The organism is Nitrospira tepida (assembly GCF_947241125.1).
Classification (GTDB): Bacteria; Nitrospirota; Nitrospiria; order Nitrospirales; family Nitrospiraceae; genus Nitrospira_G; species Nitrospira_G tepida.
The window spans coordinates 4102823-4120143 of the sequence record NZ_OX365700.1 but is presented as its reverse complement, the minus strand read 5'-3'; the positions used below and the strand labels follow the sequence as shown (position 1 = coordinate 4120143).

Below are 17321 nucleotides of genomic sequence, written 5' to 3'. Positions count from 1 at the left end.
ATGGCCCAGTTCAGCGTCAATGTTCAGCGCTTTGATCCGTACAAGAACTTCAAATTCCGCGTCAAATGGGACGGGCGCTACGTCGCCGGCGTCAGCAAGGTCGGTTCGCTGAAACGGTCGACCGAGGTTGTCGAACATCGCGAGGGCGGCGATCCCAGCACCGGCCGCAAGTCCCCGGGCCGAACGAAGTATGAGGCCATTACGCTGGAGCGCGGCGTCACGCACGACACGGAGTTCGAAAAATGGGCCAATAAGGTGTGGAACTTCGGGTCCGGCCTCGGCGCGGAAGTCTCGCTCAAGGATTTTCGCAAGGACATCATCATCGAGATGTACAACGAGGCGGGGCAATTGGCGATCGCGTACAAAGTGTATCGCTGTTGGGTCTCGGAGTATCAGGCCCTGCCTGATCTCGATGCGAACGCCAACGCCGTGGCGATTCAGACGATCAAGCTCGAGAACGAAGGCTGGGAGCGGGACTATCAGGTGACGGAGCCGAGCGAGCCGGCGTTCACGGAGCCGGCCGGATAAGCAGCCATGCGCAGGCTCGCAACCGGCGACTTGCTGGCCTTGTGGGAGCAGGGGGCGGCGCAATCGGATGTCGAGCGCGCGCTGCTGTTGTTGGCCGCGGCCTGCCCGGACCGACCCCGCGACGCGCTGGCCGATCTCAGCATCGGAGAACGAGACTGGTCCTTGCTCGAGCTTCGGGAGCGGATCTTCGGAACGACGCTCGAAGGCCTGGCGACCTGTGCCCAATGTCAGGCGATGCTGGATCTGGCCTTCACCGTGGACGACGTGCGGGGCGCCGCGTCCAACCGTTCGACGGCGGAGCCTGCGCTGTCGGTGCAAGCCGATGGCTACGACCTGCGGATCCGCCTGCCCAACAGTCGCGATCTAGAGGTGGCCGCGGCGGCGAACAGCCTGCCGGAAGCCAGGCGCAGGCTCTTCGAGCGCTGTGTGCTCGACGCGCGGCGTGACGGAGCGGTCTGCCGGGCGGATGACGTGCCGGAGGAAATCGTGCAGATGGCGGAGGCACGGATGGCGGAAGCCGATCCGCAGGGAGATTTGCAACTTTCCATCGCCTGCCCCCACTGCGGCCATCGATGGCAGGCCGGCTTCGACATTGTGTCGTTTTTCTGGAGTGAAATTCATGCCTGGGCCTTTCGCCTGCTCCAGGACGTGCATGTGCTGGCATCCGCCTATGGATGGCGTGAGGCGGAGATCCTCGCGTTGAGTCCCCGGCGGCGACAGGCGTACCTCGAATTGGTCGGACCATGAGCGGATACCTGACCCATGTGGCCGAGCGAAGTCTGAGCGGGGCGGAGACGATCCGGCCCAGGCTCGCAACGAAGTTTGAACCGGCGAGGCGCGCCGTCCCGGAGATCGAGGAGCCGGCGGTGCCATGGCAGCGTGAACCATCATCAGCCGATTCCATCTCGTTCGGGCTGTTCCGGGACATCGCGATGGAACGGCAGGGTCCGGGCTATCCTGCGGAGCAGGCCGGGCAAGTGCCGGCGGAAGTCCGGGTTCCTCCGGGGCAATCGGAACAATCGGGGAAGTCATCGCCATGGGGCGCGGCATTCAATCCAGTCCCGGCTGGGGCCGACCGCGAGTCCATCATTGCCGACAGAACGCCGGACGCTCGGATGCCCGGCAAACGACCCGATCTCGAGCCGGATATGTCGCATGTTCGCCCGCGCATGACGATCGACAGGAAAATCAAGCTCGCCAAACCGGATGGCTCTCAGGCCGCTCCAGCGATTGAATCGGCGCCGGCATGGCCGGCCGACCCGGGTAATCCAAGTGGTCACCATGTGCCGGCCGATGTGGGGAGGTTAGAAGCCAATGGTCGGCGAGCACCGTCTCAGGAGTCACTCAAAGCCGGTGCGTTCCAACCGCGAGTCGTCCAGACACGCCGTCAGGCGGAGTCGGCCTCGGTTGGGCCTCGCTCATGGATCGTCAGATCGGACGGGTTGCCCCTGTCGCAACCACGAACAGGATCGGCGACGGCGGAGCCTCAACGACCCGTCGTGCGGGTCAGCATCGGGCGCATCGACGTTCGGGCGATCATGCCGCCGCCGGTTCCCAAGCCCAAGCGCGAGCCGCCGCGCCCGTCTCGGTCGCTCCAGGAGTATCTCGCGCCACGTTCGGGTGGACCGCGATGAGCAACGCGCTGGCGATCGCAGGAGTCACGGCCGTGTTGAAGGATCTCCTCAACAACGGATTGATCGACCACAATGTGACGGGCGCCGTCGGTGGCAATGTCACGGTCACCGCGCTCCCGCCGGATCGCGTCTTTGCGGCCGGGACGCAGGAAGGCAACCAACTCAACCTGTTTCTGCATCAGGTGACGCCCAATCCCGGGTGGCGCAACGCCGGGTTGCCGTCGCGGGATGAACGGGGCGAGCGGCTGACGAATCCTCCGCTCGCGCTGGATTTGCATTACCTGCTGACCGCGTATGGCGCGGAAGATCTTCATGCCGAGATCCTGCTGGGCTATGCCATGCAACTGCTCCATGACACGCCCGTCTTGTCCCGCCAGGCGATCCGGACCGCGCTCATCCCGTCGCCGGTGAACGGGACCATCCTGCCTCCGGCGTTGCAGGCCCTGTCCGCCTCCGATCTCGCCGAGCAAGTGGAACAGATCAAGATCATCCCGGCCGCGCTCAACAGCGAGGAGATGTCGAAGCTCTGGTCGGCACTCCAAGCCCGATATCGGCCGACCGCGGCCTATCAGGTGTCGGTCGTGCTCATCGAATCGCAGAAACCAGCCAAGGCATCGTTGCCGGTGCTGACACGGGGCCCGGTGGACCCGGTCACGCAGCGAGAACAGGGGGTTTCGGTGCAGGGTGACCTGATATCCCCGTTTCCTACGATCCTCTCGGTCACCGCGCCGAACCGGCAGCCGAGCGTTCAACTCGGCGAGACCCTGACGATCGAAGGCCGTCACCTGGACGGCACGAATGCGACCGTGCGCGTGACGAATCCCCGGCTGCCGAATGCCCTGGACCTGGCTCCGCTCGAGGGTCGCACGGCGACTCGGCTCCAGGTCACAATCCCCAACGAGCCGGCACAGTGGCCGGCGGGCCTCTATGCCATGGCCGTCGTGCTTCAGCGACCGGGCGAGACGTTTCAACGGACGACGAACGAGTTGTTCTTTACCCTGGCGCCGACCGTGACGACGCCCTTGCCGCTCAGCATCGTGCGGGACGCGAACGGCGATGCGACGATCGCGCTCACCGTCCGGCCTGAGGTCCGGCCGGCACAACGGGCCGCCCTGATCCTCGGCGATCGCGAGATCCCGGCGCAGCCGCATCCGCCGCAGACCGACCGGCTTTCGTTCGTGGTCAAGAAAGCCAAACCCGAGACATTCTTCATCCGTTTGCGCGTGGACGGGGTGGACAGCCTGCTGGTGAATCGAGCGGTCACCCCGCCGGTGTTTTTCAATCAGACCGTCACGATCACGCCATGAACCGGACCGAGACAGTCTCCTGGCACGAGGCCAACCAACGCTCTTTGATGGCGGAACTGGCTGTGCTCCGCAGGGTCTTGGAACGCCGGGCCGCGCAGGCCACGGATGACGTCCCGTTCGACGAGGCCTCGGCCGACTCAGAGCAGGAAGCGATTCGGATGGCGCAAGAGGTCCTGCCGGCGCCCGCGGCCTTGGACAGGCTCTGCGCCACGTTCGGGCTCTCGCCGTTCGAGCGGGCCTTGCTCCTGTTGTGCGCCGGCATGGAACTCGATGCGGCCTGGGGAGCCAAGTGCGCGGCTGCGCAGGGCGACCCGCGCCGGACCTATCCCACCTTCAGCCTGGCCTTGGCGGCGCTGCCGGAGCCGCATTGGAGCGCGCTGAATCCGTCGGCGCCCTTGCGGCGGTGGCGCCTCATCGAGGTGGGAGCGGGCGAGACGCTGCTCACGAGTCCGCTGAGGATCGACGAGCGCATCCTGCATGATCTCGCGGGCGTGTCGCACCTCGACGAGCGATTGGTTGGGCTGGTCGATGAGGTCCTCACGGAAGAGCAGGACGAATTGGCGCCCTCTCACCAAACCTTGGCGGGACGGTTGGCTGGGATCTGGTCACAGGCGAGCCGGGCAACGGCGCTTCCAGTGGTGCAACTGTGCGGCCGGGACCCGGCCGCGAAGCGGATGATCGCCGCTACGGCCTGCGCCTCCCTGCGCTGGCGGTTGTACCGGTTGTCGGCGCATCTGATTCCGCTCTCGCCGAGTGAGCTGGACGCGATGCAACGGTTGTGGCTGCGCGAAGCGGCGCTGACGGGAAGCGCGCTGCTGTTGGAGTGCGACGACACGGAGCCGGCCGATGCCGCGCGCGATCGGATGGCGACGCGGCTGATCGAGTCCATCGAGGGTCCGCTCGTCGTGGCGGTCCGGGAGCGCCGCCGTGCCGGATCCCGTTCGACGATCAGCCTCGATGTGCCGGCGCCGGGGACGGCGGAACGACGGACGCTCTGGGCAAGGGCGCTGGGGAGCGCCGGCGCAAGTCTGAACGGGCGGATGGAGGCGCTGGTCTCCCAATTCAGCGTGAACGTCCAGGCGATTCACGCCGCCTGCGCGGAGGCACAGACGCCGCGAGCAGCGGGCCCCTCGGAGAATGTCGCGGACGTCCAGGCGATCGAGTTGGCGTCCCGCCTGTGGGACGCCTGCCGCCGACAGGCGCGCCCGCGGCTGGACGAACTGGCGCAACAGATCGAGCCCTCGGCGACCTGGGAGGACCTTGTCCTGCCGGACCTTCAACGGCGCCGGCTGCGGGACATGGCCATTCATGTGAGGCAGCGGGGGAAGGTGTACGAGGACTGGGGCTTTGCCGCCAAGGGCGCGCGCGGGCTCGGCATCAGCGCCCTGTTCGCCGGGGCCAGCGGAACGGGCAAGACGATGGCGGCGGAGGTCCTGGCCAACGAGTTGCGGCTCGATCTCTATCGCATCGACTTGAGCCAGGTCGTGAGCAAGTACATCGGCGAGACGGAAAAAAACCTCCGGCGGGTGTTCGACGCGGCCGATGAAGGCGGAGCCATCCTGCTGTTCGACGAAGCCGATGCCCTGTTCGGCAAACGCAGCGAGGTGAAAGACAGCCACGACCGCTATGCCAACATCGAAGTGAGTTATCTGTTGCAGCGCATGGAGGCCTATCGGGGCCTGGCGATTCTGACGACCAATATGAAGAGCGCGCTGGACCAGGCGTTCCTGCGCCGCATCCGGTTCATCGTGCAGTTTCCCTTCCCGGATCCGGAGCAGCGGGCCGAGATCTGGCGGCGGGTCTTTCCGCAGGGCGCGCCGACCGAAGGACTTGATGAGGCCAAGCTGGCGAAGCTCAATGTGGCGGGGGGCCACATCCGCAATATCGCGGTGAACGCGGCCTTCCTGGCAGCCGAGGCGGGCGAGCCGATCCGGATGCGGCACCTGCTCGACGCAGCCCGCGGCGAATACGCCAAGCTGGAAAAGCCGCTCACCGAAACGGAGATCGGAGGATGGGCATGATGAGTGATCAGCAACGAGAGCTGATGACCGAGTCGGGTCACCATCATGAACAGGCCTATCAACAGGCCTTCCCTCAGTCCTCAGCCCTCAGTCCCCGGTCCTACGAAATCAATATTGGAGAACTGGTGCTGCACGGGTTTGAACCGCGCGACCGGTTCGCGATCGCCGAGGCGGTCACCCGCGAATTGGATGGTCTGCTCCGCGAGCAGGATCTTCCTGCGACGGTGTTCGGTGGAGGAGATCTGGCCCGTCTGGACGGGGGATCGTTCGAGGTCGCACCGGGCTCCCGCGCGGAGACCATTGGCCGGCAGATCGCACGGGCAATCTATGACAGGTGGCGGGTGGCGAATGAGGCGTCTCCGCCAGACCGCTGATGGGCGCTCACCAAAGGAGAGGGACATGGCACGGCAAACCGCACGATCGGAACGGACCCCACGAAGCTGCGCAACCGGCGTCTGCGATCCTCAACGGAGTCAGGGACTCAAGGCTCCTGCGCCGAAAGGGAAGCATGCACTGGTGACCCTCAAAGGGCCGGGCGTGTTTCTGGCGGCGCAGGTCTCGAAGCAAGGGGGCAATACCGACTTGACCTTCGTCAATCTCGACATCGACGGCAGGAACGTCACCAGCCTCTCCTTCGCGGCGGCCGACAACTTGGGATTGACGGAGCACAATCCCTACGGGATCACCTTGCTCAAGGGCAACGCGGTGGACACGTTTACCATCGGCTTTCCCTCGCCCCTGCGCTTCGAGCGCGAGCTGAAGCTGTCGGTCACGGTCAATGAAATGGGCGTGGTGCAAATTCTGGCCAACGTGATTCACGGCGCCGTGTGATGCGGGGAACGGTTGAACCGATGAGGGGCCCTGTCCAAAGCCGAGTCCCGCCTCCCATCGAGGCGTCAGGGTCATCCGCTCGAACGGGAGTCCTCCAGCGCCGGTGCGCCTGCGGCGGGGCGGCGGGGTTCGGCGGCGCCTGCGAAGCCTGTCAGAAGAAGAAGGTTCTCGGGAAGCCGGCGCAAGCCAAGTTGCGGATCAATGAGCCGGGCGATGCCTATGAGCAGGAGGCGGACCGGGTGGCCGAGCAGGTGATGCGGATGCCGGCCGGGGAAGTCCGCGCAGGAGGATACGACAAAGCGGCTCGACCTGTCATTCAGCGACGGGCCATGGGAGGTGCAGAGGGAGGGGCGGAGGCTCCGTTGATCGTCCATGACGCCTTGTCTTCCTCTGGCCGGCCGCTCGACGCCGCGACACGGGCCTTCTTCGAGCCGCGGTTCGGACATGACTTTTCGAAGGTGCGCGTCCATTCCGGCGCGCCGGCCGAGCAATCGGCGAGCGACGTGAATGCCCATGCCTACACCGTGAGGCACGACATCGTGTTCGGCGCCGGGCAGTTCTCGCCTGGCACAATGGAAGGGCGGCGGTTGCTGGCTCATGAGCTGGCGCATGTCGTGCAGCAGACCGGTGCATCCGGGCCGATCGCCGGGATGGGCCTCGGGATCGCGCGGAAGCAGGCGGGTGCCACGGCCCCCGCGCCGCCTGCCGTGAGGGAGATGACCCGGGATGAGGCGCGGGCCGTGCTTGCGTCGTATCTCGCGGCAGGCGGAGTGGATGAGACGATGGCGGCGATGAACGCCATCGAAGCGACGCTCAACATGTCGTCAACCCCTGAGAACTGGCGGATGCGGCTTCGGGTGCTGGCCGCCGCCTTCAGCCTGCTCGATGGCGCAGGCGCGGCGATCGTGCTGAAGGCATTGACCGCGCCGGCCGGCGCCAGACAAAAGCACCTGCGTGTCCGTTTCGGCAGGCTGGATCGAGACTTCCGTGCGCCGCTGCTCGAGATTCTGCGCAGGCGGGCCGGGGCAAAAACAACCAGCGAAGAACAGCCTACACCGGAACCGGCCAAGACCCTGCCGGCAAAAGGCAAGGGCACATGGGTCGAGCTGGAAGAAGGCGTGTTCGCCTACCAAGTCCCCGCAGGAACCACGATCAACGATGTCGCGGCCTATCTGTCGAGGCATCCCGATCTGCCGATTGAGCTCGCCAAAGTCAACAATATGTCGCGCGCGACTCCGCTCGAAGAGGGCTATCCGGTCATCGTCTCGGTCGACCTGATCGATCAAGAGAGTGCGATCCGGGACATGCCGGAGCCCGTGCGCCGCCGCATCGCTTCCATACGAGAGGCGCGCGCGATGCAGGCTCAGTATCAGCGTTTTGTGAAGGTGCGGAGCGGCCATCCGCTCGGGCCGGGCGCGGTGGGATTGATTCCGCTCACCACGGCGGCGATCACCGGCGCCATCGCCGCATTGAAATACCCCGCAGGGCTGATAGTCGGGCTGCTCAAAGGCGCCTGGAAGGCGGTGACCGAGATATTCGAGGGGGCGTGGGATCTGATCAAGACGATCGGGAAGGTGCTCTACAAGCTCATTACCGGCGACATCGGCGGCATCTGGAAGATGATCAAGGGCTGGATCAAGCAGCTCAAGCTTCTCTGGGAGAAACGAGGGGAGATCGCCAGCGACTTCATGGACAAGTGGGAGAACAAAGACCCCTGGAAGCGCGGGCTGTTTCAAGGGGAAGTGCTGGGCTGGGTGATGATGACGGTGCTGATCGTGATCCTTACCGCGGGCGCGGGGGCGATCGCGCAAATCGCCGGCAAGTGGAAATTCGTGATCGATGCCCTCAAACTTGCCGACCGCGCCGGCGATCTCACCACCTACGTGCGAGCAGCCGGCAGGATGCCAAGCAAAGCGACGGAGGTCGTGCGCAACAAACTAGGCTTGAAGGCGGGGGAAGTCGCCGAGAAGACTGCCGGGAAGCCGACGAAAGAGGTCTTGGAGCAAGGCGCCACCAGGCGGGCGCAGGAACTGGCCGCCGAGGGCCTCGCGGCCAAACTCAGAACGGCGGACGGCCACGACATCAAGATCACCAAAGACGGCCGCATGTGGATCTGCACGGATCCCTGTGATGAGTTTCGCAAGAGGTATCAACGCGTGCTCGAGAACAGTAAGGGCCTCGAGGAAGAGCTGAATCAGATCGCGAAAATCGCCGATCCGAACGAGAAGGCCAAGGCCCTTGCGAAGTGGAAGTCCAAGGCCGATACCGAGGCCGCCCGAGATGTCACGCCGACTCAAAGGACGGCCATGTTCTCGCGCAAAGGCTGGGGGCAGTACGTCTATAAAGGCCGAAAGCTGGGCATTGTCGACACGATCGAAGGTCCTCAAGCCTGGTATATCAGGACAGGCAAAGGCGGACCGGCTGGGCTGGAAGGTCCGGCCAAAGGGGATCCATCACGCTTCCATGGCTGGGCGCAACTGGAGGAGATCAATCCACATAACAAGAGACCCATTCCCGGGAAACCAGCTACGGAATGGATGATCAAGCCTGAAGGAGGACGATTCGGGCAGCCGGGAACACCGGAAGCGCAAATCAATAAGAATATCTCGGACTGGCTCAAAAGTGAGCCGCAACCGGCTGCTGGGCGCGATGTGGGCGACGTCGCGTTCCTCAATGACTGGCTTCGGAAGAACGGCGTGGAGCCGGGAGGCGGCCACAAGGTCGGCGACGAGGTGACCTTGCTGTCCCCCACCAAGCTGACAGAACTACCGAAGACCAGGGTCATGGACTACGTCGAAATTGACGGCGTGATCTTTGAGCGGAAGTACTACAAGGTCAAGGCGATACCTTAGATATAGGAGAGAGGGCATCGGCAACGATGAAACTCCACGCGCCAGCACAACGCCGATCCACGACGGCATCGCCTCCGATGCCGATGCGGGCGGGACTCCTCCAGCGCCGGTGCTCCTGCGGCGGGGCGGCGGGGTTCGGCGGCGCCTGCGAAGCCTGTCAGGAGAAGAAGGTTCCTCTGGAGCCGGTGCAAGCCAAGTTGCGGATCAATGAGCCGGGTGACGCCTACGAGCAGGAAGCGGATCGGGTTGCGGAGCAGGTGATGCGGATGCCGGCGGGGGAAATCCGCGCAAGACAGCAAGACGGAGCGACGCGCCCCCTCATGCGGCGACGGGCCATGGAAACCGCGGAAGGCATCGCGGAGGCTCCACCGATTGTTCATGAGGTCCTCTCGTCGTCCGGGCAACCGTTGGATGCTGCGACTCGCGCCTTCTTTGAGCCCCGGTTCGGACATGATTTTTCGAAGGTGCGCATCCATGCCGGCGCGCCGGCCGAGCAATCGGCGCGAGACATGAACGCCCATGCCTACACAATGGGCCATCACATCGTGTTCGGTGCCGGGCAGTTCTTACCAGGCACGATCGAAGGGCGGCGGCTGATGGCCCATGAACTGACGCACGTGGTGCAGCAGACCGGAACCAATCGGATTCGTCTTGATCAACGCGCCGACACTGGCGGCCTCTCCACGGAGATCGTCCAATCAACGGCCGCAAGCGGCGTCGTGCAGCGCCAGCCTGCCGGTAAGACCGAGGCCGCCTATCAAAAGCTGGTCAAGCAGGGCAAATGGTGCCGCGATTCAGAGGAATCGGGGAAACTTCATCCTGGTCTGCAATGTTACCGCGAGATTCCCCCGTCCCGAGGGTATCCGCCCGGTGATCAGGTCTGTTTCAGCAAGGAAACCGGCAAGTTCGTTGAGTCCAGCCCGGATTTTATCTCGGCCGTGTCCGGACAGAGGCAAGACGGCACCTGCGATATCCCGATGGGGTTCACCGATCCACCGCAACCCTTCACGCAACGGGGGCGTCGCGCGCTCGGCCATTTGATCGCCGATATTGCGACCGAGGATCCCGACCTGATCGGCCGGCACTTCGGCCGACTGTCGGGCGTGGCGATGGGCATCGCCTTGCCCAAGGGGCTCGACTCCGATCTGGCGAGTTTTGCCGTGCCCGCCATCTTGGGATTCCTCGCGGGAGAACTCGGCGAGCGGGGCTTGCCTCGGTTGAACCGCTTGGCGCGAAGGCATGGCTTTCTGCCGACTATCAGCCTGGGCGCCGGCAGCCATCTTGGCCTTGGTCTGGGCGTCGGACTCGAGAAGAGGGACCGTCCGCTGCCCCTCGTGCCCATCAACACGTACCTGACCTTCAACTTCGAGTCGAGCCTGTCCCTGTCCGGACCGGGCGAGAGTTCCACCTTCCTGGCCAAGGTCGGCGTCCGCATCGACCCGGGCAAGCAGGGCGGGCTTTTTGCGTTGGGTTCAATCGGTGCGGGGTTGGCGGCGGGCGGTGATGTGTCCGCCGCGGCCTCGGCGGAGGTGGGCGCTGGCATCCGGGCGACGGATTTCCTCGATGTGCAACTGGTGCGGGAGACGGTCGCCGGCGATGTTCAGGAAGGCGCCACCTATTGGCTGACGTTGAAACTGACCGCTCCGCAGCGCGTGCTTCAGGGGCACCGGAAGGTGCCGACGCCAAAGAAAGGTCGTGGAAGAAAGTGAACCGGTCAACGGCGATCAAGTCGTTCATGCCGACGCCTGCGGGCTTCCTTCTTCAACGTCGATGCGCCTGCGGCGGATCGTCACGTCTCGCTGGCCATTGTCATGCTTGCAGCAAGACGAGCGGGGAGCGGCGATCAAGCAGCGAGCCCCAGCAGCAGACCGTGCCGGCGCCTGTCCATGAGGTGCTGCGATCGTCCGGCCAGCCGCTCGACCGGAGCACACGCTCGTTCTTCGAGCCGCGCTTTGGTCATGATTTCAGCCGGGTGCGAGTGCATGCGGATGAACAGGCGGCGCAATCAGCTCGCGCGGTGAACGCCTCGGCCTATACAGTCGGGCGAGAGGTCGTGTTCGGCGCCGGACAATATGCGCCGGGAACGTCTCCGGGCCGGAAGCTGCTCGCTCACGAGTTGGCGCATGTCGTGCAACAAGATGGTTCCACGGTGCCAATCCCCATGGGGCTCAGCCAGATCGGCGAGCCTCTGGAAACCGAAGCCGATCGAGTCGCGGACGCGGTCGTGGCCGGTCATGACAGGCTTGGGGTGAGGCGCCCGCTTGGCAGGGCATCCGCAACCCGTCTGATGCGCGCGATCGCCTATGGCGCCGATTGTCAGCCCAATCAAAAAGAGGTGGAGGGCAATGTCTCTCGAGCCCAGGCGTCGGCGGGCCGGTGGATACGTGCCGCATTGACGAGTCTAACCAGCCCCGAGAGGATCGGAAGTCTCCTGCGGCGGCACTTCAACATCGAGGCCAACAACGCCGCCGCGACCGGGCAAATTCGCAGCCAATTCGAACATATCCTCGGAGACCTCGATGCGGACGCGTTCACGTATCACTGCCGTCCTGATTCGGATGCACGGTGCCAAAGTGCCGATGGTGGAAATGTCAAGGGGTTTGCCTATGCCGGTCGTCCGGATATTTTCTTCTGCGATCCCTATCCGTTCCAGAACTTCTTCGGCCACAAGTCTCTGATCGACACGCTCCTTCATGAAGCGGCTCATGCCCATGACGCGAGCTTCAACCACGACACGTATGAATGGCAGGACGCCTACCCTGGTCGCCGTCCGCTGACCAACGCCGATAGCTACGCGAGCTTTGCGCGCGAGGCGGCACTGGGCCGTGGAGGAGCCAATCTGGAGCTGACTGTGGGAAGCCTGCTGGCCGCGGAACCGCAGTTCTATATTGCCGCCGGTCTATCGGGCGAAGTGGGTGGGCCGGCGCTGGACCTCTTCAACCTGAAGCTGGGCTACCGCATCGCCTATCTCCATGGAACGGGCCGGCAGCCGAGACGCGCGTTTCAGGCGGGCGAGATCGGGCTCCGCATCAATCCGATCGGCAAACGGGTGTATGTCGACGTGACTACGGGGGCCTTTCTGGGACAGAACTTCACCGACAATGAACTGATGGCCGGGATCGCCAATCGCCTCTCGGCCGGCTATCGGGGCGAACGGGCCGATCTGGGGCTCGATCTTGAACATCTGCGTGATTTCGTGGCCGATCAGGATCTCGTCATCGTCGGCGTGAGAACGGCGGTCCGATTCTAAAGGGCTCTAACGATGACTAGGCTAGCGCGCTTCGTTCGCACCGAGACCGGCGCAGATCACTCCGTGGCCCAACCCTGTTTGCAGCGTAAGTGCGCGTGCGGCGGCTCAGCGGGGTTCACCGGTACCTGTCCGGACTGTCAGAAGAAGAGGCTGCTGGGAAAGCCCTTGCAGACCACATTGCGGATCAATGAACCGGGCGATGTTTATGAACAGGAAGCGGACCGGGTGGCGGCACTCGTGATGCAGATGTCTCACGCAACGTCTCCACTCAACGAACGGCAATCCGGCGCAGCAGTGCAGCGGCGGGTCGCCGGAGGTGAGCGTGCGATCGAAAGGGGCCCCGTCGTCCAGCGCGCGGAGTCAGGCGGTGGTATGGCTGCATCCGCGGACCTCACCTCCACGGAGAGCAAGCCCTCCGATGAGGAGGGCAGCCGGTGTCCGAGTTGGCGGGCAGACCCGGAGAGTATCAGCAAGCGGGCAGCCGAGACCTATGCACAACACGACATGACCCCACCCTCCCACGCCACCGTGGAGAGAATCGACTGCGGCCCTCCGAACTGGTTAGGCAACTATGGGTGTTATGTCCATTTCAGCGACGGGCTCGTGCTGCGGGTGATCGTGCGGGCCAAGGATATCGTCGTCGGCGTTCCGCCGATTACGAACCTGACGCCGCCCGCGGCGACGCCGCTGTGTTTTTACGACTATGCCTGCCCCGAGGGGCAGTTGGTGCTGACCGTCAAGGAATGCAAGAGCGCCAAGGCGACAGGACCGACGCTCGTCGGGCAACGGCGCGCCGCCCCCGGCGTAACTGGCTCGATGGACGCTCCGGCCTTGGTGAACGACGTGCTGGCTACCGCGGGCCGGCCATTGGACCCCAGCGCGCGCACGTTCTTCGAGTCGCGATTCGGGTACGACTTCGGGAGGGTGCGTGTCCACACGGATGCGCGCGCGGCGGAGTCCGCAAGGGCGGTCCATGCGCTGGCCTATACGGTGGGGAACCGGATCGTGTTTGGAGAAGGACAGTTCCGGCCAGACACCGGAGAGGGACAGCGGGTTCTGGCCCACGAGCTGACCCATGTCGTGCAGCAGGGCGGCGCCGGTCCCAGCGAAGCCCATTCGGGGAGATCCGCTCCTCGTCTTGGTCCTCCTGATGGCTCTTATGGGCAAAAGGCCGAGCGGGCCGTGAACCCTCGGATTCCGCTTGGCATCCAGCGATTAGGGGCCAACCCCGGTTGTTCGGAGGAGGAGATCAAGACGATTCATCAGTCCATCTTCAACGCCAGGGGGTGGTTAAACAAGGCGATCGCCAAGATGGAAACGACGCCGACGCCTTCCAAGGTCATCAAGAGCCTGCGCCGTAATTTCGGACCGACCTACGGGGTCGCCGCCAACATTCCTCTGATCGTGGGCCGGCTGCGTAGGGGCTATCGGGAAATCAGCACGATCCCGATCCGATGCGCCGGAACGGAAACAGCCGAATGCGCGGCCGGCCACTGCGGATTAGCCAATAAAGGGGCGGGCGGCCACGAGACGACCATCTGCCGGAATGTCACGTTGGATGAAGGGACGTCCAGCGTCTATCAGGCCGGTTGCGTGCTTCACGAATCGTTCCATGCGGCCTTTTCCAATTTTACCGTTGATGAGTACTCGGGCTGGCATGGGCATGCGGGCTCGACCCCGACGTATCCTGGCAGGGGCACCGCCCCGTTGCTCAATGCCGACTCGTACACGACGCTGGCAATGGATCTGTCATAGCCGCGCCGGGAGTGCCGGCCAACCATGCGGCCCGGATGACAACATGAGCACATTTCCCAATTCGCCGCGGTTGCTGAAGGGCGGCCTTGTCCTGATCGATCCGGACACCGCCGCGGTGCTGCGCGTGATCGCGCTGCAATACAATCCGGATACGTTGAGTCGAACGTTGCAGGTGAAGGGCGTCGGGACGGAGGGGGGCGACCGATCCGAGGCGTTGCGGCTCAAGGGGCCGCCGGTGGAGACGATCAAGCTGGACGCGGAAATCGACGCGACCGATCAATTGGAATTTCCCGATCGGCACCCTACGGCGACCCAGGTCGGCATCCATCCGCAGCTCTCGGCGTTGGAGACGATTCTCTACCCGGCCAGCGCGCGCCTGCTCGCCAACCACCGTCTTGCGCAGGCGGGCACGCTGGAGATCGCGCCGATGGAAGCGCCGCTGACCCTGTTCGTCTGGAGCAAGACGCGGGTGCTCCCGGTGCGGCTGACGGAGTTCAGCGTGACGGAAGAGGCGTTCGATCCGGCCCTCAATCCGATTCGAGCCAAAGTCAGCCTGGGCCTGCGGGTGCTGAGCGTCGATGATGTCGGGTTCACCCATAAGGGCGGGACCTTGTTCATGGGGTACCTGCAAGCCAAGGAACAACTGGCGGCGAAAAACCAAGGCGGCACGTTGAACGTGTTCGGGATCGGAGCCATACCATGACGGATCCGTTGCAAATCCTGTTACAGCCCAGCCCGCTGAACGCCATCCTGTTTCCGCCGAACAGCCGGTACCACGGAGTGCCGACGGCGACACTGGAGACGCCGGACGGCAGATCGGTGGTCTACTTGCGGCGGCGCCTGGTCCCTCCGCCGGAGCGGCTCGCGGTGCTCTATGAACACACCGTGACCCAGAACGAACGGTTGGACGGGATCGCCCAGCGTTACTTCGGCGACCCCGAGCAGTTTTGGCGAATCTGCGATGCCAACGTCGCGTTCCGTCCGAGCGAACTGACGGAGCGGATCGGGCGTCGATTGAAGATCACGTTGCCGGAGGGCGTTCCGGGGGTCCAACGTGCGTAACGGCCTGCATCTGACGTTGATGGTCGGTCCGCTGGTGCCGGTGCCGGTTCCCCAGGAGGTCTTGGACGCCCTGACCGGCGTACAGGTCGTCACCAACGCCGGCGACGCCGCCAGCGGGTTCGAACTGATCTTTGCGTTGAGCACGAATTCGCCGCTGCACGCCTTGTTCCTGGTGGCGGGGGGGCAGTCGATTCCGCTGGTCCGCGTGATCATCGCGGTCACGATCAACGGCGCAACCGAGGTGCTGATGGACGGCGTCATGACGCACCATGAGGTCAAGCCGGGGACCGACGCAGGCCAGGCCACGTTGATCGTGAAGGGGAAGGACCTCACCGCGGTGATGGATTATGTGGAGTTCAATGTCCCTTATCCCGCCATGCCGGGCGAGGCGCGCGTCGGGTTGATGTTGGCGAAGTATGCGATGTTCGGGATCGTTCCCATGATCATTCCGAGCGTCCTGCTCGACGTGCCCATCCCGCTCGAAAAAATCCCCGGGCAGAAGGGCACCGATCTGAACTACATCAGGTGGCTGGCGAAACGGGTCGGGTACGTGTTCTACCTTGAGCCTGGTCCGGTCCCTGGGACCAGCAGGGCCTATTGGGGGCCGGAGATCAAGGTCGGGATTCCCCAGCCGGCGCTGAACGTCGACATGGGCGCGCATACCAATGTCGAATCCTTGAGCATCAGCTACGACACGGAATCCAAGGAGCTGCCGGTGATTTTCATCTTGAATAAGGAAACGAAGGCGATCATCGGGATTCCCGTGCCCGACGTGACGCCGTTGAATCCTCCGCTGGGGCTCATCCCACCGATTCCGAAGGGCATCAAACCGGTTCCCGGAATGGCCAAGTACTCGCCCGTTGAAGCCCTGCTCATCGGCCTGGCGAAGGCGGCCAAGTCGTCCGACGCGGTCACGGCCAGCGGGAGCCTCGACGTGCTGCGATACGGGCGCGTGCTCCGCGCCAGACAGTTGGTCGGGGTGCGGGGCGCGGGGCTGGCCTTTAACGGGCTGTACTACGTCAAGAGCGTCACCCATATGATCAAGCGCGGCGAATACAAACAGAATTTCACCTTGAGCCGAAACGGCCTGATTTCCACTCTGCCCACGGTGCCGGCATGAAGGAACTCGACAGCGAATTAGAATCGACGAACGGCGTCTCCGGAAAGTTTTACGGCAAGTATCGCGGGACGGTCTTCAACAACCTCGATCCGCTTCAACTCGGCCGCATCCAGGTGATGGTGCCCGATGTGTTGGGCCTCACTCCCTCCAGTTGGGCCATGCCCTGCGTGCCGATCGCCGGCAAGCAGGAGGGCACGTTCTTTGTCCCGCAAGTCGGCGCCGGAGTGTGGGTCGAATTCGAGCAGGGAGAGCCGGATTATCCGATCTGGGTGGGAGGGTTTTGGGGCGTGGCCGCGGAGGTGCCGGCCCTCGCGCTGGCGCCTCCGGCCCCGCCGCCGGGACAAAACATCGTGATTCAGACCACGGGGCAGAACACCCTGCTGCTCAGCGACGTCCCCGGTCCGACCGGCGGGATCATGCTCAGGAGCACAACCGGGGCGATGGTCCTGGTCAACGACATGGGCATCACCATCTCGAACGGCAAGGGGGCGAGCATTGCGATGGTGGGGCCGTCGATCACGATCACGGGCCAGCCGGTGAACCTCAACAACGGGGCGCTGACGATTCTGTAAATGGGACGGCCGGCGTGGAGTGCTCAGGCGGCGGCGACAAGCTGAAAGAGGAAGGCCGATAGGATGCCGGGATTTCTGTTGCATGTGGGGGCGACGGTGCTGTGCGCGCACGGAGGCCAGGCCCAGCCCGGCTCTCCGAATCCACGCGTGTTGGTCGGGGGCCAGCCCGTGACCACGCAGCCGGCTCCCTATGCGGTGGCCGGCTGTCCGTTCAACGTGAGCGGCGTCCCGAGTCCCTGCCTGACGGGCCAGTGGGTCACGGCTGCTACGAAAGTATTGGCCGGAGGCCTGCCGGTTCTTCTTCTCGACAGTCAGGCCCTGTGCGCGCCGAACAGCACGCCGCTGCAAGTCTCGACGACGCAAACCAGGGTGAGCGGGATGTGAGGCCC

At 64.3% G+C, this 17321-nt stretch carries 16 protein-coding genes; all 16 read left to right on the top strand.

Annotated features, from left to right (window positions below; all coding sequences use genetic code 11):
* A complete protein-coding gene (locus tag QWI75_RS19540; protein ID WP_289270944.1) occupies positions 1 to 528 on the top strand; it encodes a phage tail protein in 528 nt (175 codons plus the stop codon).
* Between the two features lie 6 nt (positions 529 to 534).
* Positions 535 to 1275, top strand: coding sequence for a T4 family baseplate hub assembly chaperone (locus tag QWI75_RS19535; RefSeq protein ID WP_289270942.1), 741 nt, complete (start codon positions 535 to 537; stop codon positions 1273 to 1275).
* A complete protein-coding gene (locus tag QWI75_RS19530) occupies positions 1272 to 2162 on the top strand; it encodes a hypothetical protein (protein WP_289270940.1) in 891 nt (296 codons plus the stop codon). Before QWI75_RS19535 ends, QWI75_RS19530 begins: the two co-directional genes overlap by 4 nt.
* The gene (locus QWI75_RS19525; RefSeq protein ID WP_289270938.1) at positions 2159 to 3469 is read left to right on the top strand and encodes a Pvc16 family protein; all 1311 of its coding nucleotides are present in this window, start codon (positions 2159 to 2161) and stop codon (positions 3467 to 3469) included. Before QWI75_RS19530 ends, QWI75_RS19525 begins: the two co-directional genes overlap by 4 nt.
* The gene (locus QWI75_RS19520) at positions 3466 to 5490 is read left to right on the top strand and encodes an ATP-binding protein (RefSeq protein ID WP_289270936.1); all 2025 of its coding nucleotides are present in this window, start codon (positions 3466 to 3468) and stop codon (positions 5488 to 5490) included. The genes QWI75_RS19525 and QWI75_RS19520 overlap by 4 nt, the downstream gene beginning before the upstream one ends.
* Positions 5487 to 5864, top strand: coding sequence for a hypothetical protein (locus QWI75_RS19515; protein ID WP_289270935.1), 378 nt, complete (start codon positions 5487 to 5489; stop codon positions 5862 to 5864). Before QWI75_RS19520 ends, QWI75_RS19515 begins: the two co-directional genes overlap by 4 nt.
* Before the next feature lie 25 nt (positions 5865 to 5889).
* Complete coding sequence (locus QWI75_RS19510) at positions 5890 to 6321, top strand: hypothetical protein (RefSeq protein ID WP_289270933.1); 432 nt, start codon at positions 5890 to 5892, stop codon at positions 6319 to 6321.
* A gap of 20 nt (positions 6322 to 6341) precedes the next feature.
* Positions 6342 to 9173: an eCIS core domain-containing protein gene (locus QWI75_RS19505; RefSeq protein WP_289270931.1), complete on the top strand. Its 2832-nt coding sequence runs from the start codon at positions 6342 to 6344 to the stop codon at positions 9171 to 9173.
* A 26-nt stretch (positions 9174 to 9199) separates the two neighbouring features.
* Entirely contained in the window at positions 9200 to 10882 is a 1683-nt protein-coding gene (locus tag QWI75_RS19500; RefSeq protein WP_289270929.1) for an eCIS core domain-containing protein, read from the top strand.
* 161 nt (positions 10883 to 11043) lie between these two features.
* Positions 11044 to 12423, top strand: coding sequence for an eCIS core domain-containing M35 family metalloendopeptidase (locus QWI75_RS19495; RefSeq protein WP_289270928.1), 1380 nt, complete (start codon positions 11044 to 11046; stop codon positions 12421 to 12423).
* 372 nt (positions 12424 to 12795) lie between these two features.
* Positions 12796 to 14178, top strand: a complete 1383-nt coding sequence (locus tag QWI75_RS19490; protein ID WP_289270926.1) for an eCIS core domain-containing protein — start codon at positions 12796 to 12798, stop codon at positions 14176 to 14178.
* 43 nt (positions 14179 to 14221) lie between these two features.
* Positions 14222 to 14881 (top strand): hypothetical protein, encoded by a 660-nt coding sequence (locus QWI75_RS19485; protein ID WP_289270924.1) that lies wholly within the window; start codon positions 14222 to 14224, stop codon positions 14879 to 14881.
* Complete coding sequence (locus tag QWI75_RS19480) at positions 14878 to 15240, top strand: LysM domain-containing protein (protein WP_289270922.1); 363 nt, start codon at positions 14878 to 14880, stop codon at positions 15238 to 15240. Before QWI75_RS19485 ends, QWI75_RS19480 begins: the two co-directional genes overlap by 4 nt.
* Positions 15233 to 16360: a hypothetical protein gene (locus QWI75_RS19475; protein WP_289270920.1), complete on the top strand. Its 1128-nt coding sequence runs from the start codon at positions 15233 to 15235 to the stop codon at positions 16358 to 16360. The genes QWI75_RS19480 and QWI75_RS19475 overlap by 8 nt, the downstream gene beginning before the upstream one ends.
* Complete coding sequence (locus tag QWI75_RS19470; RefSeq protein ID WP_289270918.1) at positions 16357 to 16932, top strand: phage baseplate assembly protein V; 576 nt, start codon at positions 16357 to 16359, stop codon at positions 16930 to 16932. Before QWI75_RS19475 ends, QWI75_RS19470 begins: the two co-directional genes overlap by 4 nt.
* Positions 16933 to 16995: 63 nt before the next feature.
* Complete coding sequence (locus QWI75_RS19465; RefSeq protein WP_289270917.1) at positions 16996 to 17316, top strand: hypothetical protein; 321 nt, start codon at positions 16996 to 16998, stop codon at positions 17314 to 17316.
* Positions 17317 to 17321 lie beyond the last annotated feature (5 nt).

Coding starts and splice junctions, on each gene's coding strand:
- QWI75_RS19540 (WP_289270944.1), top strand. CDS start 1: ATGGCCCAGTTCAGCGTCAATGTTCAGCGCTTTGATCCGTACAAGAAC.
- QWI75_RS19510 (WP_289270933.1), top strand. CDS start 5,890: ATGGCACGGCAAACCGCACGATCGGAACGGACCCCACGAAGCTGCGCA.
- QWI75_RS19480 (WP_289270922.1), top strand. CDS start 14,878: ATGACGGATCCGTTGCAAATCCTGTTACAGCCCAGCCCGCTGAACGCC.
- QWI75_RS19530 (WP_289270940.1), top strand. CDS start 1,272: ATGAGCGGATACCTGACCCATGTGGCCGAGCGAAGTCTGAGCGGGGCG.
- QWI75_RS19470 (WP_289270918.1), top strand. CDS start 16,357: ATGAAGGAACTCGACAGCGAATTAGAATCGACGAACGGCGTCTCCGGA.
- QWI75_RS19485 (WP_289270924.1), top strand. CDS start 14,222: ATGAGCACATTTCCCAATTCGCCGCGGTTGCTGAAGGGCGGCCTTGTC.
- QWI75_RS19525 (WP_289270938.1), top strand. CDS start 2,159: ATGAGCAACGCGCTGGCGATCGCAGGAGTCACGGCCGTGTTGAAGGAT.
- QWI75_RS19500 (WP_289270929.1), top strand. CDS start 9,200: ATGAAACTCCACGCGCCAGCACAACGCCGATCCACGACGGCATCGCCT.
- QWI75_RS19515 (WP_289270935.1), top strand. CDS start 5,487: ATGATGAGTGATCAGCAACGAGAGCTGATGACCGAGTCGGGTCACCAT.
- QWI75_RS19465 (WP_289270917.1), top strand. CDS start 16,996: ATGCCGGGATTTCTGTTGCATGTGGGGGCGACGGTGCTGTGCGCGCAC.
- QWI75_RS19520 (WP_289270936.1), top strand. CDS start 3,466: ATGAACCGGACCGAGACAGTCTCCTGGCACGAGGCCAACCAACGCTCT.
- QWI75_RS19535 (WP_289270942.1), top strand. CDS start 535: ATGCGCAGGCTCGCAACCGGCGACTTGCTGGCCTTGTGGGAGCAGGGG.
- QWI75_RS19490 (WP_289270926.1), top strand. CDS start 12,796: ATGGCTGCATCCGCGGACCTCACCTCCACGGAGAGCAAGCCCTCCGAT.
- QWI75_RS19505 (WP_289270931.1), top strand. CDS start 6,342: ATGAGGGGCCCTGTCCAAAGCCGAGTCCCGCCTCCCATCGAGGCGTCA.